The sequence below is a fragment of the Bradyrhizobium daqingense genome (assembly GCF_021044685.1).
Taxonomy (GTDB): domain Bacteria; phylum Pseudomonadota; class Alphaproteobacteria; order Rhizobiales; family Xanthobacteraceae; genus Bradyrhizobium; species Bradyrhizobium daqingense.
Window position 1 is genome coordinate 7610467 of sequence record NZ_CP088014.1, and the last position, 14340, is coordinate 7624806.

A 14340-nucleotide genomic window follows, 5' to 3' on the forward strand; every position below is an offset into this window, starting at 1 on the left:
ATAGGATTCCCGAATCAATTTTTCAATGATTCATGGGTGGTCGGCTCTTGGAGGGCTGACCATGCCGGGATGGGAAGACGAACTCGAACGCTGGCTGATGCCGTTCTTGGACCGGCTGGGTCATAAGACCCGGCAGCGGATGTGTCCTCTGTATGTTGCGGGATTGATCGGTCCTGGCGATCGCAAGAGCGTTCAGCCGATGGCGGAACGCCTTGTCACGAGCAACTACGACCAGTTGCACCATTTCATTGCCGACGGTGTCTGGGACGCGACGCCGCTGGAGACAGAGCTGCTCAACCAGGCGGACCGACTCGTCGGCGGCAGGGATGCGGTGCTGGTTATTGATGACACCTCACTGCCGAAGAAGGGTGAGCGATCGGTCGGTGTTGCGGCGCAATACGCATCGGCTCTCGGTAAAACTGCAAATTGCCAAACGCTGGTGTCTTTAACGCTTGCGCGCGGCGAAGTGCCAGTGATGGTCGCGTTACGTCTCTTTCTGCCTGACAGCTGGACAAGCGACATGCCCCGTTTGAAGCGCGCTCGCGTGCCAATCGAACACCGAACGCCACGGTCCAAGCCGGAGATCGCTTTGGCCGAGATTGACCGCGCGATGGCAGCCAACATGCGCTTTGGATGTGTGCTGGCGGATGCAGGATACGGCCTCAGCGCACCGTTTCGACAAGGGCTAACAGAGCGCGGGCTGGCCTGGGCGGTCGGTATCCCTCGGCACCAGAAAGTGTATCCCGTCGATGTGAAGCTCATTTGGCCGATCACCAAAGTCCGTGGCAAACCACGAAAGCACCACGTGCCCGATATCTTATCGATTGCGGCAGAACAAATGCTGGCCAGCGCCAAATGGAAAACCGTGAGTTGGCGTAGCGGGACGAAAGGTCGGCTCAAAGCCCGATTTGCTGCCCTCCGTGTCCGCACCGCCGACGGCCCTCCGCAGCGGATATGGGATAAAGGTCAGCAGCATCTCCCAGGCGACGAAGTCTGGCTCATTGGCGAGCAACGTGCCTCCGGGGAGAGCAAATACTATCTCGCCAATCTTCCGGCGACGACGGATCTGCGCACGCTGGCCGCCACCATCAAGGCACGGTGGATTTGTGAGCAGGCGCATCAACAGTTGAAGGAGGAGCTTGGACTTGATCACTTCGAAGGGCGATCATGGCAAGGTCTTCATCGCCACGCCCTTATGACAATGATTGCCTACGCCTTCCTGCAACATCGTCGCCTCGCATACGCGGGGCGGAAAAAAAAGAATCAACGGGCCTCCGCCTCAACCAACCATGCCCGCCGTACGCCATGCCATCGTCGATCTCATCCTTCGGCCGCCGCCTCAGCAATGCCCATATTGCCGAAAGCAAATCCTTGAAAAACAGCGGCCAAAACACATTCTGCCAAAGTAGTGCTAGTGCCCCGCGCCGTGATCGAGAACATGCGTGACCTGCCGCTGCCGGATTTCTCGGACTATTTTGCGGAGGTTGAGGCGTCGCTCTACGCCGACCGCATCCATGCTGGGCTGCCGATGGAGTTCTCTCGCGGCTGCTGGTGGGGCGAGCGCAGTCATTGCCTGTTTTGCGGGCTGAACGGCGGATCGATGACCTACCGCCAGAAGCCCGCGGGGCAGGCCGCAGCGGAGATGATTGAGATGTCGGCGCGCTACGGCTCGTCGCGCATCGAAGCTGTAGACAATATTATGGCCATTGACTACCTTGAAAAGGCGCTCCCTCACCTCACCGCGCTACCCGAGAAGCTCGCGATCTTCTTTGAGGTCAAAGCCAACCTGAAGCGCCACGAAGTGGAAAAGCTGGCTGCCGCCGGCGTCCGCTGGATTCAACCGGGTATTGAGAGCCTGGATACTCGTGTTTTGAAGCTGATGCGCAAAGGAACGACCTCAGCGCACAATGTTCAGCTGTTGAAGTGGTGCCGTCAGTACGGCGTGCGGGTCAGTTGGAGTTTATTGTGGGGCTTTCCCGGCGAGTGTGATGCATGGTATGCGGAAATGGCCTCTTGGTTGCCGTTGCTGCATCATCTGCAGCCGGGACCTGCGGTACGCTTGCGATACCAGCGCTACAGCCCCTATCATTACACAGCTGAGAAACATGGACTGAAGCTGCTCCCGGCCGCCCCCTATCGCTACGTGTATCCGCTGTCGGAGCGCGATCTCTCGGAACAGGTATACTACTTCGAAGACAGCGAAGACCACGATGTCGGCGGCCATTTCAAACCGCCCGGGGCTAAATGCCGTCGCCAAGGGCATCGATGCCTGGCTGAAAGCCTGGAGGGGGCCGACTTTCTCTATGCTGTCGATGCAGGACAACGGCGACGAAATCATAGTCGAGGACACGCGAGCCATAGCAATCGAGCGCGAACACCGCGTCAGAGGCCTCGAGCGAGAAATTCTTCTGGCCGCGGACGAAGGCTCGCCTGAAACTCGCCTGTGCGATCGGCCGGGCGCGGCGAATGTAATGCAGGGCGAGATTGATGAGGCGATAGCTAACATGATCGCCCGCAAACTGATCGTACGGCTTGACGCGCGGCTGGTTGGGCTCGCGTTATGGCATCCATATACGCCAATCCTTCCCCTGACTGCGTTCCCTGGTGGCTATCTCGACCGACGCTCCACGCCAGTGGCCCTCCCGCGCGAATAAGGAAAACTGCGGTGTGCACTTCGCAGGGCCACACCCCTCGCCTGTCTCCTTTGCTTGGCGCTCGCGCCAGCCTTGTCATTTTTTTCGCCCGCGTCGTTGAGCACAATCAACGGCGTCGAGCCCAAAGCTCCAACATATATGGTTTGAGATATTTGGCCGAAGCGGCGGCGATAATCGCGCCAACCCTAGTGGAGCCGATGAAGTTTATGCGGCGTTCGTTCCGCATTAGATAGCTTAAATATGCGCTACGAACTGCATCGCTCGATTTTCGTAGACTACTTCATCGGGCGAAAAGGAGAAACCGCATCGAACTTCAACTGTTTGACACAGGTTGCAGCTGCCAAAGCGTCGTGTAGTTTATCGGTTCGATCATCGGCTGTAATCGATCCAACTGCTTCGCCGCGTCCAGATCGACACATAGACTTACATTCGTGAGCGACGATGTCGTCACGACTGCACCATCATAAAATGCAGGCAACCCGCGCATCGTTTCGATGCCGGGGCGAATCCCCTTATCGTCCTCGATCATCATTTGCCGCATTTCCAAATTTATCCGGCGGACATCGAAGAATAGAGCCCCTCACGATTCACTGCATCTCCCTTAAGCTGTAAAACGATATGATGAACCGGTCCACGATTGCTATGCCGACGCGTAGGGTCAGGGCCTCGCTCGGCCGCGAAGCTTCTCGTCGGGCTGGTCAACGCTGGATTTGGAGTGCCTGTCAGGTTCCATGGCTCGATTGTTCTGATCCTCACCAGTTGTCCGTGAACAAGCCTCCAAGCACTTGATTGAGAGTCTGTTTTCCGGTTGCGGCGGCATTTGAGATTGCAGGGGATTGGGGCTTCACAGCAAAAACCTGCAATTTCGATTTTGGATTTCCCTGCCGCTGCGAACCGTGATTCTGTGCTGCATCGGAGGGACCGATGCGACCAAAGAAGCACAGGACGACAGGCTCGAACGATCTGTTCCGGTCCCGGCTGGACCAGATCATCAACATGCGACACGAGCTGGTTCTGCTCGCCGGCAGGGTCGATTGGGACTGGATCGACGGCGAGATCGCGCCGCTCTACAGCGACAACGGCAGGCCGGGTATCGCGACCCGCTTCATGATCGGATTGCTGCTGCTCAAGCACATCTACGAGGGGGTGTGCGAGCGCTGGGTCCACGATCCGTACTTCCAGTTCTTCACCGGCGAAGAGTTTTTCCAGCACGTTTTCCCGCATGAGCGCTCAGACCTGAGCCACTGGCGCAAGCGGCTCGGCGACAAGCTGGAGCGGTTGTTGGCCGAGAGCCTTCGCGTGGCGCACGCGAGCGGTGCGTTGCGCAGCCAGGACCTCAAGCGGGTCACGGTCGACACGACCGTCCAACCGAAGGCCATCAGCTTCCCGACCGACGCCAAGCTGCTGCATGCAGCGATCCGCGGGTTGAACCGCCTGGCGAGGAAGCACGGGGTCAGGCTCCGGCAATCCTATGTTCGCGTGGCCAAAAGCGCGGCGATGATGGCGGGCCGCTACGCTCATGCCAAACAATTCAACCGGCATCAGCGACAGCTGCGCATCCTGCGCAGCCGGCTGGGCCGGATCATCCGCGACATTCGCCGCAAGACCGAGGGCCAGGCCGCATTGGAGGGGGCATTCGCCCTGCCGCTGAGCCGAGCCACCCAGATCGGCTCGCAGCAGCAGCGCCAGCGCGGCTGGAAGTTGTATTCCTTCCATGCTCCGGAGGTCGAGTGCATCGGCAAGGGCAAGGCCGCCGCCCTATGAGTTCGGCGTGAAGGCCTCCATCGTCACCAACAACCAAAGAGCTCCGGGCGGCTTGTTCGTGCTCCACGCCTGCTCGCTGCCGGACAACCCCTACGACGGTCACACCCTTCGCAACGTCATCGAGCGCACCGAGAGCCTCACCGGCTGCCCGATCGAACGGGCCTATGTCGACAAGGGATATCGCGGCCACGACACACAAAATCCCCGCCGCGTCTTCATCTCGGGCCAGAAGCGCGGCGTCTTCGGCGTCATCAAGCGCGAGCTACGCCGCCGTTCCGCCATCGAGCCCATCATCGGACACATGAAGAACGAAGGTCACCTTGGCCGCTGCTATCTCAAAGGCCGCGCCGGAGATGCCGCTAACGTTCTCCTCTCGGCCGTTGGCCACAACCTCCGCCGTGTCCTGGCTTGGCTCAGAGACCTTTTGTCCCTCTTCCTGCTCTCACTCTGGCCAACGCTCAACTGTCCAGTTCAGCCCAATTCGGCTTATTAACGATCGACTCACCACGCTCATTGGAGAACGTAGAGGTTTCTCAACCTCCGAGCTAAGCTCGGATCCTCCGCGCGAGCTACGGAGGGTTCAGTTCGAGAAGCTGATTGACGCGCTCGAAAACAACAGCCCGGCGAAATCGACACTCACCTTTGCAATTTACCGGCCGAGCCAAGAGCCGCTTCGAAGGCATTGCGTTGGTCAAGTGTCCAGAGATCTCAGAATGGGGCGCTAGCTTCCGAGAAGCTGACGAGCCTCGGCCCAATGCTTGGTTCGATGTTGAGAACGCCGTCGAGTTTTAACCGGCAGGGGTGCTAGCGGCAGCAACAGCTGAACGGTGAATGTCCCGTATGATCTTCCCCCAAAAAATTAGACGGGTTTAGGCGACGTTTAGCTCCATCTCGATCGGGGCGATATATCCCACGGCGGAATGGAGCCTTGTTCGGTTATAGAAGCCCTCGATGAAGGCGAAGATATCACGCTGGGCGTCGGCGCGGGTCTTGTAGTTGCGATGATGAACGAGTTCGGTCTTCAAGGTATGGAAGAAGCTATTGCGCCTCCAATAAGCTGACGGCCGCTGCCCTCCCGGCCGCAGAGAATAGCACAAGGCTGTTTCTAACCCGCGCAGCGTGCAACGGCTCTGGACAGTTTTTTAAAATGTCGCGCTCGTTCGGTCTCCTGGCGCAGCCGGGCGATCTCCGAAGCCTGGTCCGCCGACATCGGCGTCACCTGCGTGGTGGGGCGCCACCTCGCCGATGCCGGCTCCTGCCGGAGCTTGTCGACCCAGCGCCGCAGCACCGAGTCGCGCAGACCGAGCTCCTTGGCCACCGACGTGACCGTGCGACGGCTGGACACCACCAACTCGACGGCCTGGCGCTTGTACTCCTCGGTAAATGACCGACGTTGACGTTCCATTCGACACCTCCGGGCTCAATGAGCCTACTACAGGTGTCCACTCATTCGGAGGAGGTTCAGCGCCTGTCCCAAAACTCCCAAAGAGTCATAGATGACTGTGCTTTTGCTTACTAATGCTGAGAGACAAGCGAAATCGGAGGGCGCTCGTTCGAGTCGCCACGGCGTTGGACCTAAATGATGATAGCTCTTCGCGCAATCATGGCCCTTAATTGGGTTTCAGCAGCTCAATCGGTAGGGCGTTCCAGTTAGGTGGTATCTGCCCAAGAATATTGCGAACGAAGAAGTCCAGAAGCTTGAGCTCGCTATAATTGCCGGGCGCTCCGTGATCTGCACTGGGTACCACAAGCATGTCGAAGTATTTTCCTGCCTTGATGAGCCGATCAGCCATCTGGAAGGTAGAGGACGGATCGACATTGCGGTCCATTTCGCCGACAACGAGCATCAACTTACCCTGTAGTCTGTGGGCGTTGTCGATGGCGGAGGACAGCGAATATTCGATACCAACCGGCCAACCCATCCACTGTTCATTCCACCATATCTTGTCCATCCGGTTGTCGTAACAGCCGCTGTTAGCCACCGCCACCTTGTAAAAATCAGAATGGAAGAGCAGCGCGCTCACCGCGTTCTGCCCGCCGGCGGACCCGCCAAAAATGCCGACGTTCGAAATATCGTACCATGAATACTTCGCGCTCGCCGCCTTATGCCATAGAATCCGATCGGGAAAGCCGGCGTCCTTTAAATTCTTCCAGGCAATGTCGTGGAACGCGCGCGAGCGATTGTTCGTACCCATTCCATCGATCTGAACGACGATAAACCCCATTTGGGTGAGCGGCTCAACCAAGGCCGAGAACGACTTCGGAACGAAAGAACCCGTAGGGCCGGCATAGATGTTTTCCACCACCGGGTATCTCTTGTTTCGATCGAAGTTGAGGGGCTTGTGAATAACCCCCATATATCGGTCTCGCCGTCCCGGCCCTTGGCATGGAAGCTGAGGGGCGGCTGCCAGCCGGAGGCGATGAGTTCCGAGATATCGGCGCTCTCAACCTGCATCAGCTCGGCATTATCACTGGCGCGATACAGCGCCAAGCGCGGCGGGACATCGATGCGTGACCACAGGTCGACATAGTAGCGGCCGTTAGGCGAAAACTCAATGTGATGGTTGGCCGGTTCAGGAGTGAGCGCGGTCAGTCCGTTCCCATCGAAGTCGACACGGTAAGCATGGACAAAATAGGGATCTTCCCCTTTGTCCCTCCCGCTCGCACCAAACCAAATCTGGCGCTTGACCGGATCGACGTAGTAGACCGCGCGAACCACCCAATCTCCTCTAGTGATCTGGTTTTTGAGCTCGCCGGTTCGGCCATCGAAGAGGTACAGATGCTCGTATCCATCGCGCTCGGACGCCCAGATGATCTCCTTTCCGTCCTCAACGTCGTAGCGGAAGAACTTTCCAGTTTTCTGCTGGTCCATCACCAGAGGCTGGTAATCGATGAAGGTAATGCTGCGCTCATCAATCAGAGAGCGCACCTTACCCGCAGCAGCTTCCACCTCGACAAGTCGATAGAGTTGGTGCCCGCGCTGATTATACTCGAAGGTGAACCCGCGACCATCCTTCCACCACTTGATCGGCGAAAGGTGGTAGGGATTTGGAAAGGAAGCATTGTCGATTTCAATCTTGCTCTGCATGATGATGTCAAACAGCACCGGCTGGAGCAGCGGCAAGGCATCACCCGGCTTCGGATACGTCATCGTCGAATATCTAGGTTGAAGCTCGTCCGTCGGGGACGATTCGATGTAGTGGATCTGACGTTTGTGGCCTGGACGGATGCGGTAAGCCGCGAGGTGACGCGAATCTGGAGACCATCTTAGCGTCGAGAAAGCATAGTAGTTGCCTTCCGATCCGTCCCAGGTCAAAGGGATGTCCTGCAAGCCGTCCTCGCTGCGCAGGAAGATATTGTATTTTGTAGTATAGGCCAACCATTTGCCGTCAGGGGATATGCTTGTGTTCTCCGGATCGTTCTCCGCGGGCGGAGTGGGGTCATAGCCCATCTGTTGATGGACGTCCGGGTGCATGGCATTGGCTGTGCAGCCATAGCTTACGAGGTCGCATGTCCACCGGGTGTTGTCGATGTTGAAGGTGATCATGCGAGCATCGTCGGCCAGCTCGAAACGGTCGAACGGCAGATTGTCGGCCTTATAGTTCTCGAGGCTTGCCCTGGCCAGCGCCGCCGCGAGGCGGGTATGATCAAAAGCCGGCTGCTTTCCGCCAGTGGCAGCATCGACCTGCATGAACTGGTGCTTGCCTTGAGTCGTCCGTCGGTAGACGAACGCTTCGCCCTCTGCGAGCCAGAACGGAACGTCGGGCATATTGACAGTGAGCTGGTTATATTGAGCGCCGATCGTTAGCGCTCGCTCGTAATCGGACGGCACCAGCAGCGGCTTTGCAATGTTGTCGGCCGGAGCCTGCGCGGCTGCCAATCCCTGCTGACCCAGCAGCGCAAGCATGAAAGCGCCGAGCTTGTACATGATCGTTCACTCGTCCTCGTTGTGTGGGGATAACGGAGGCTGGGGTTGACCTCACGAAATTGGCGCAGCTGCGTTCAGTGTCTCCTCCAAAGCCCAGCACTGACCCTTGCGCACAAAGCGTCCTAAACGTTGCACGCAAGTCTTGGGCCAGAATCAGGCTCCGATCTCCCAGACACCTGAGTGGGCGACTGGGCGGCACGGTCTAAAGCTGTGATCACCGCTCTGGCCCCCGGCCAGGGATGCAGGGGTATGGACGACGTCGCCATAGATAGATGGGCCTAGGGGTCACTGAAGATGTCCGGCATAGCCGCCACCGCCGTGCACGCCAATATAATTCCCGGTCCAGCTCCACAGTGTCGGATGAAACCTTCACCGCTGGATCGAGATCCGCCGAATTCGCGCCACCGCAAGCGGCAAGCGTAACTGCTGCCGCGCCCCGTATAAGAACTCCAGGTCGCATATCACCTCACGAACAACACATGTGCGCGCCATCCGCAACGACGATCGATGTCGTGGCGTCGCTTCTACGCCCCTGGTGGTGAGCAGACTCCATGCCAGCGAAGCGATGCGCATTCCCGACGGCTTCCGATAGCTATGTCGCTTACGCGACAAGGCTAGCGATTGTTGAGGCAAGCCGTATGTCTGACCTCGAACACACCAGAACGTCCTGCCGTAGCGGCCGATCAGCTTTGCGGGCTGCATCTCGGTCTTCGTCGGCCATGATGCAAGAAGGCCAAGGAAGAACGTGTGGGCGACGCATGGATGGCATCGTCAACTTAATCGACCGCCGAGACGAAGGAGGCGATTTTCAAAGGTCCGAGATTCGGCGATAGCGCTTGTCGCGGAGATTTCGCGCCAAGTCGCAAAGGCTCGTTCGCGCGAAGCACGACGGAGGTCGGCGGCGACAGCTCCGAGATAGGGGATGCGGAAACGTTCGCGACCTGATCGTGAACTGACTAAAACCGTTGAGCCTGATGGGGCGCTTTGAAACGCTTCATGATCCGCTCGCGTCGCCGCGTCTGCCGATGAGAATTCTCGGCGCGATTGTTGAGAGTTTTGTGCGGGCGATGTCCGACGTGAAAGCCCATGCTCGCCCTCGCAGCGCCGTACGAACGGAGCTTGTCCGTGATCATCACGCGCAGCGGCGTGCCGGCGGATTCAAGCGCTTCTTCATGAGCCGCTGCGCAGCGCGCGAGTCTCTTCGGGGCTGGATCAAGACGTCGAGAACGAAGCCATTCTGGTCGACAGCGCGCCAGAGCCAATGTTGTTCGCCCGCGATCGAAATAACGACCTCGTCCAGATGCCATTTGTAACCGCGAGCGGAAGCGCGCTGGCGGATGCGATCGGAGAACGCCTTTGCCATGGTCGGTGTTGTAAATCTCCGGCGTGCCGTACGTCGCCGCGCCTCGTCCAGAGCCGCCACGCAGAACGAGACGTCCATCGTATTCGACAGCCGCCACGCCAGAACCGCACGGCTCGCTCAGTCGATGATGGCGACGAGATAGAGAAAGCCGCGGCCGATGGGCAGATACGTGATGTCGGCCGCCCACACCTGGTTCGGCCGGTCGATCGTTCATGTTGCGCAGCAGATCGGGACAGAGATCTTGTGGCCCGGCGCCGGCTTTGTCGTGTTCGGCTTCGGTCCCAGCGCGGCGATGCCCATCTTGCGCATCAACTGTTGCACGCGCTTGCGATTGACCGCAAGCCCCTCAGCCTCAGCATCGCGGTCATTCGCCGCGAGCCCAGGAATGGCCAGGCGGTGATCAGCTCGTCGATCCGCTGCATCAGGGCAAGGTCGTTGAATTGGCCGGCTGTAGCGGCCGGTAGACGCTAGAACGGGCGATGCCGAGCAACATGCATTGCCGACGGATCGACAGCGCCTGGTCGACGCGCTCGAGCATTCCTCGACGGTCCGGCGTGCTCATCTTCCGGACCTCCGCGCTAAAAACTCGCGCTCGACCGTCAGTTTGTCCGATCTTGGCGTGCAGCTTCTCGATCTCGCGTTCGCGCGTTTCCTTCGCTCTCGCGCCCGACACCCACGTCAAAAGCCGGGCCGCCTGGTCCAGCAGCTGCTTCTTCCAAGCATAGATCTGGTTCGGTGAACCTCATAGCGCTGGGCCAGATCGGCAGCCGTCGCCTGCTCCCGCACCGCTTCCAGTGCGATCTTTGCCTTCAACACCGCGTCGATCTCCCGTCGCGTCTTCTTCGTCATCATGCCCTCCGTCGATCAAACGGAGCGGCCCTTTTCCAACCTGGCCTCTCGTCCCAAAACCGGGGTCCATTTCAGGGCACCATTCGCCGGGTCACGCGCAACGTCAAACGCCGGCGGGATGCCGGTATGACCTTGCGATGGGTCGCGGCCGGCATGATCGAGGCCAACAAGGGTTTCCGATGATTGAAGGCGCATAAGAAATCGTCGGTTCTGCGTGCGGCCCTTCAAGCTCACCACGATCGCATGACGATCAAGCCCGTTGCCCACGTCACGAGCGCGGCGCTCAACAGCGATCGGGACATCTCCCGCTACCTTCGCTCACGAAAGGTCGCGCAGCGGGCATTGATCGTTCTCACCCAACTCGGCGAGGTGCGGAATGGCCCGTTTCAAGAACAGTGCCGAAAGTTCGGTGGTGATGCGAAAATCCAAAATTGCGTATTTCGCTCGCTATTTCTTTGAGCTTGTGAAAAACGGGCGCACTGCAAGGTAGGAGCAGCGGCACAGCTTTCGTCCGTTAGAATTGCTGGTCGTCCCACGACATGTTTCTCTCCTCGGGGGATTGCGAACGAAGATCGAGGGCGACTAGGCGAAGAGTCCACTTCTCGACGTCGCCCCCGCAACAAACCACCCAGCCCCCGACGGGCTGCCCACGCAGCGTGAGCATTGTGCGAATCGATTTTCGTCCGGTGCGATCAGCTCCACATGTTTGCTAGGGAGCTGTCGCATTGCCTGGCCGAAAATGTTCCTGAACTGAGTTGTTGCCTCACGTAATTTTCTCTCCACCGCTGGTAGCGCCAGATCCGTCACCTTTGATTGTTCTCGCAGCGGCTCCAAGGCGATCTTTGCCTTCAGCGCTGCTTCGATTTTCCGTCTCGTTCTTCTTCATGGTCTCCGTTTATCAAAACAAAACGGCATCCGCACCATCTGAGCCGCCGGTCCAGAATCCGAGGCCACTTCACCTCACCGACCGTGGGTACTCACCTCGATGTCAGGGTCCAATTATTGAAGTTGAAGTTCATCCCACCTGGAGAGGAGGTGATCTCAACGCCGTATTGGACGTTGCCGACGTTTATCTCCCCAAAGTACCCTTTAGACTTGATCCACTGCAGGACACTCTTGATATCCACCGTCCCACTGTTGGTCTTCGAAGTGCGCAGGAATGAGATGACCTTATGGTGATTTTCTCCTTGAAACACGTTCCAAGTCGCTCCGCCTACATCGACATTTGTGTAGATCGGTATCGCCGCCCCGGAAGAAGCGTACTTGTAAGAAATGGGCTTGACGTTGCCGCCACCATCGGGATTGCCGGTGTAATTCGTCCAGAGCATTATCTCATACTGATTTGAGCTATCCCAGATATCGTAGGCGACGTCCCAGGCGCCGCTAGTCGGAACTTCCTGATTGAAGTTCGAGATCAGAGTGTTGATCGAACTGAGCGGTTTGCCGACATTGAAACCCTCGTGGGGATAGCTCTTGATGCCACCAGTATCAGGCTGGTTCGACCACACCCCCCACTGGTTGACAGCACTCACCGAGATAGTCTGGGGTCCTGCGCCCCTGCCCCATACGTCGTTGTTCCAACTGTAGCCATCGATTGAAAAGCTCCCGTATTGAGCGCTCGAACTCCATATCGGAGCTTTTGCCGATATTGGCACAAGCGCAACACTGGCCGCACTCAGGGCCGCAAACACCTTTAGCTTTGACACGCTCGCCATTCTCAATCTCCAACCTGACCTTTGCCCGCTCGCCCCTCGCAAGAGTTGGGCCATTATGCGCAGAGCCAGACGTGCTATTTTTCTCGCGCTCCGGGTTGCGTTCCCGACAGGCTGGCGGATTTCAGACAGGGTCCCGCCGCAGGATTGGTTGGAATTGAAAGCGGCGTAGTCTCTGAGGTGATCAACCTCGAATCATCCGCCGTTTGGAGCGCCGGATCGGAGACCATGCCATGACCAGCAATGTCACAAAGATGCATTTCCCCGCCGTGTGAAAGAGAGACGGCTCCGCAGCTTTTCGAAATTGGTTCGATCCGGTTGAAACGGCGGTGCGGAAACCAACGCGGGAACTCATTAGAGGAATTGCTCCGCAGCGAGCTCGATGCGGCCCTTGCGCGGCCGCGCTACGGACGCGGCATGAAGGCCGGCCATGAGGGAACGCCCCGTTACGGGCATCGACACGGCAGCCAGCCGCGGTCGCTGACCGGTAGCTTCGGGTCGATTAAAATCGCGGTCCCGCGTGCGCGGCTTGACACCCGCGATGGGGGACGACCGAATGGAAGAGCCAATTGCTGCGGGCTTGCAAGGATCGCCTCAGCCCTGCCGAAGTAGACATCGACAGGAGTGAGGTTGTCGATGCTCTCATGATAGCGGACGTGATTGCAGTGTTCGACGAACCGGGACGAAGCGCATGGTATTGCGCGCGACAGCTTCGCTGATCGCCTCTGCGTCGGCAGCATCAGTCTTCCCGCGCTTGAGTAGAGTCGAGGAGAGGCGCGGTGATGCGCTTGTTGCGCGTTCCGTTTCCTCTCCCCGCTCATCAAACCGGACGTGCGGTTTTCCCGCATCCGGCTTTCCGACAGGTTTCGTCACAAGGCGCACGTCGGCGACACTTTGCGCACGCGGTTCAGCACAAGTACGCCAGGGTTCCCATAGATCTGATCAGAGAACCGTCTGACGCCACGTCCTGGCGTCTTATGTCGTCTGCGCAGAAAGGCGAGCACGCGGTCAAAGACGTGTCGATCAACGGCCTGATGAGCCGTAGCAAGCGAGCCATAGCTGAAGTAAGCGGACCAGCCGCGCAGAAGGCGGTTCAGTCGTGCTTGTACTTCGGGCCAAGCGCCCTTGTTGCCCGGCGTCAGCAGTTCGCTGACCTTCCTCTTGATCCGCAGCACGCTTTTCTTCGACGGAGCCGCGCCAAGATACCACCGCCCCCCATTGCGGAAGTGGCGGGGTCCGAGCGTGTACCCAAGGAAGTCAAAGCTTTCCAATCGGGCATTCTTCACCGAGGTTTTAGTCTCGTTGAGTGTCAGCCCAAGCTTGGTCATCACCGCTTTCGTCCACGTCAATGCGTCTTCCGCGTGGCCGCGGCTGAGAATGACGAAGTCGTCGGCATAGGAGATAATCTGGCCATGGAATGCTTCACACCGACCGCTGAGACGCCAATGCTTCAGGAACCGGTTCATGTAGATGACGGAGAGCAGCGGACTGATGGCTCCCTGAACGCAAAAGATAACTTCCGCTTTGAACGCGTCATCGTCGGCTGGCGTGATAGAGCCGTTGTTGATTTGAGACGCAAAAGGTAATACCGTTATGTCATATGATTCGATCGACGCAAGCGCAGAAAGCCGAGCGGCTGAGGGCGGCGCGACGCTTGCTCGCGAAGAAAATCGGCATGGCGGAGGCGGCCTTGGTGCTGTCGCGCGAAAGCGGCTTGTCGCTGCGGCAGGCCTATCGCTATCTCGAAGTGGCCAAAAGCAGGGAGCGGCTCCTTCCCGCGCCGCAGCCATCAGTGACGCTCTCCCTGAAGATGCCGGCCGATCTTGCCCAAAAACTCCAGACGCATGCGACGGCTTCCAGGCTTTCGGCAAGCGAGGTGATGCGCCGAGCGGTGGCCGCTTATCTCGCGTCTGTCCGCGAAGATGGCTGAGCGGCGAAAAAAACGCGACGTTCGACTCGAATTTGCGTTCGATCGCCTCGTCGCCGTCAAACTTGAACAGGTTTACGAAATTCTCGTTCCAGATCAGGTGCGCTTCGCGCGCGCTGGCGCCGATGTGACGGGAGGCGAAG

The 14340-nt window shown here is 58.5% G+C and carries 10 protein-coding genes and 6 pseudogenes; 6 read left to right on the plus strand and 10 right to left on the minus strand.

Annotation, left to right across the window (positions count from 1 at the left end):
• Window positions 1–25 precede the first annotated feature (25 nt).
• On the plus strand, window positions 26–1375 hold the full coding sequence (locus LPJ38_RS36120; RefSeq protein ID WP_038951335.1) for an IS701-like element ISBj6 family transposase: 1350 nt from the start codon (window positions 26–28) through the stop codon (window positions 1373–1375).
• A gap of 51 nt (window positions 1376–1426) precedes the next feature.
• On the plus strand, window positions 1427–2434 hold the full coding sequence (locus LPJ38_RS36125; RefSeq protein WP_231088521.1) for a RiPP maturation radical SAM C-methyltransferase: 1008 nt from the start codon (window positions 1427–1429) through the stop codon (window positions 2432–2434).
• 309 nt (window positions 2435–2743) lie between these two features.
• On the opposite strand, the pseudogene LPJ38_RS38400 reads toward LPJ38_RS36125, so the two are convergent.
• Both LPJ38_RS38400 and LPJ38_RS36130 read right to left on the minus strand, forming a co-directional pair.
• Window positions 2744–2868 (minus strand): annotated as a pseudogene (locus tag LPJ38_RS38400) (aldehyde dehydrogenase family protein); the annotation flags it as partial.
• Between the two features lie 99 nt (window positions 2869–2967).
• A complete protein-coding gene (locus LPJ38_RS36130; RefSeq protein WP_223153707.1) occupies window positions 2968–3186 on the minus strand; it encodes a hypothetical protein in 219 nt (72 codons plus the stop codon).
• A gap of 392 nt (window positions 3187–3578) precedes the next feature.
• Between LPJ38_RS36130 and LPJ38_RS36135 the strand changes: the two are divergent.
• Window positions 3579–4911: pseudogene (locus tag LPJ38_RS36135) on the plus strand (IS5-like element ISBj2_B family transposase).
• Between the two features lie 376 nt (window positions 4912–5287).
• Here LPJ38_RS36135 and LPJ38_RS36140 read toward each other — a convergent pair.
• The 6 genes and pseudogenes from LPJ38_RS36140 to LPJ38_RS36165 all read right to left on the minus strand — a co-directional run bounded on the left by LPJ38_RS36140 (window position 5288) and on the right by LPJ38_RS36165 (window position 10558).
• Complete coding sequence (locus tag LPJ38_RS36140; protein ID WP_014497843.1) at window positions 5288–5443, minus strand: IS3 family transposase; 156 nt, start codon at window positions 5441–5443, stop codon at window positions 5288–5290.
• An 80-nt stretch (window positions 5444–5523) separates the two neighbouring features.
• Window positions 5524–5823, minus strand: coding sequence for a transposase (locus LPJ38_RS36145; protein ID WP_011084772.1), 300 nt, complete (start codon window positions 5821–5823; stop codon window positions 5524–5526).
• A 205-nt stretch (window positions 5824–6028) separates the two neighbouring features.
• Window positions 6029–8346, minus strand: a pseudogene (locus tag LPJ38_RS36150) (S9 family peptidase).
• A gap of 776 nt (window positions 8347–9122) precedes the next feature.
• Window positions 9123–9703: pseudogene (locus LPJ38_RS36155) on the minus strand (IS6 family transposase); the annotation flags it as partial.
• Between the two features lie 427 nt (window positions 9704–10130).
• Complete coding sequence (locus tag LPJ38_RS36160) at window positions 10131–10271, minus strand: hypothetical protein (protein WP_154694111.1); 141 nt, start codon at window positions 10269–10271, stop codon at window positions 10131–10133.
• Between the two features lie 116 nt (window positions 10272–10387).
• Window positions 10388–10558 (minus strand): hypothetical protein, encoded by a 171-nt coding sequence (locus LPJ38_RS36165; protein WP_231088720.1) that lies wholly within the window; start codon window positions 10556–10558, stop codon window positions 10388–10390.
• Between the two features lie 75 nt (window positions 10559–10633).
• Between LPJ38_RS36165 and LPJ38_RS36170 the strand changes: the two are divergent.
• Window positions 10634–10840, plus strand: a pseudogene (locus LPJ38_RS36170) (IS256 family transposase); the annotation flags it as partial.
• A gap of 695 nt (window positions 10841–11535) precedes the next feature.
• Here the strand turns inward: LPJ38_RS36170 and LPJ38_RS36175 are convergent.
• On the minus strand, window positions 11536–12273 hold the full coding sequence (locus LPJ38_RS36175) for a glycoside hydrolase family 12 protein (RefSeq protein ID WP_014497847.1): 738 nt from the start codon (window positions 12271–12273) through the stop codon (window positions 11536–11538).
• Between the two features lie 293 nt (window positions 12274–12566).
• Between LPJ38_RS36175 and LPJ38_RS36180 the strand changes: the two are divergent.
• A pseudogene (locus LPJ38_RS36180) lies at window positions 12567–12896 on the plus strand (IS256 family transposase); the annotation flags it as partial.
• A 243-nt stretch (window positions 12897–13139) separates the two neighbouring features.
• Here the strand turns inward: LPJ38_RS36180 and LPJ38_RS36185 are convergent.
• The gene (locus LPJ38_RS36185) at window positions 13140–13736 is read right to left on the minus strand and encodes a group II intron maturase-specific domain-containing protein (protein ID WP_011084761.1); all 597 of its coding nucleotides are present in this window, start codon (window positions 13734–13736) and stop codon (window positions 13140–13142) included.
• A gap of 188 nt (window positions 13737–13924) precedes the next feature.
• On the opposite strand from LPJ38_RS36185, the gene LPJ38_RS36190 reads away from it, so the two are divergent.
• Window positions 13925–14200, plus strand: a complete 276-nt coding sequence (locus LPJ38_RS36190; RefSeq protein WP_231088522.1) for a ribbon-helix-helix protein, CopG family — start codon at window positions 13925–13927, stop codon at window positions 14198–14200.
• Window positions 14201–14340 lie beyond the last annotated feature (140 nt).

Bases quoted from the DNA above. Each gene is read 5' to 3' on its own strand.
- LPJ38_RS36120 (WP_038951335.1), top strand. From the start codon at position 26: ATGATTCATGGGTGGTCGGCTCTTGGAGGGCTGACCATGCCGGGATGG.
- LPJ38_RS36175 (WP_014497847.1), bottom strand. From the start codon at position 12,273: ATGGCGAGCGTGTCAAAGCTAAAGGTGTTTGCGGCCCTGAGTGCGGCC.
- LPJ38_RS36165 (WP_231088720.1), bottom strand. From the start codon at position 10,558: ATGACGAAGAAGACGCGACGGGAGATCGACGCGGTGTTGAAGGCAAAG.
- LPJ38_RS36130 (WP_223153707.1), bottom strand. From the start codon at position 3,186: ATGATGATCGAGGACGATAAGGGGATTCGCCCCGGCATCGAAACGATG.
- LPJ38_RS36160 (WP_154694111.1), bottom strand. From the start codon at position 10,271: ATGAGCACGCCGGACCGTCGAGGAATGCTCGAGCGCGTCGACCAGGCG.
- LPJ38_RS36185 (WP_011084761.1), bottom strand. From the start codon at position 13,736: ATGAACCGGTTCCTGAAGCATTGGCGTCTCAGCGGTCGGTGTGAAGCA.
- LPJ38_RS36145 (WP_011084772.1), bottom strand. From the start codon at position 5,823: ATGGAACGTCAACGTCGGTCATTTACCGAGGAGTACAAGCGCCAGGCC.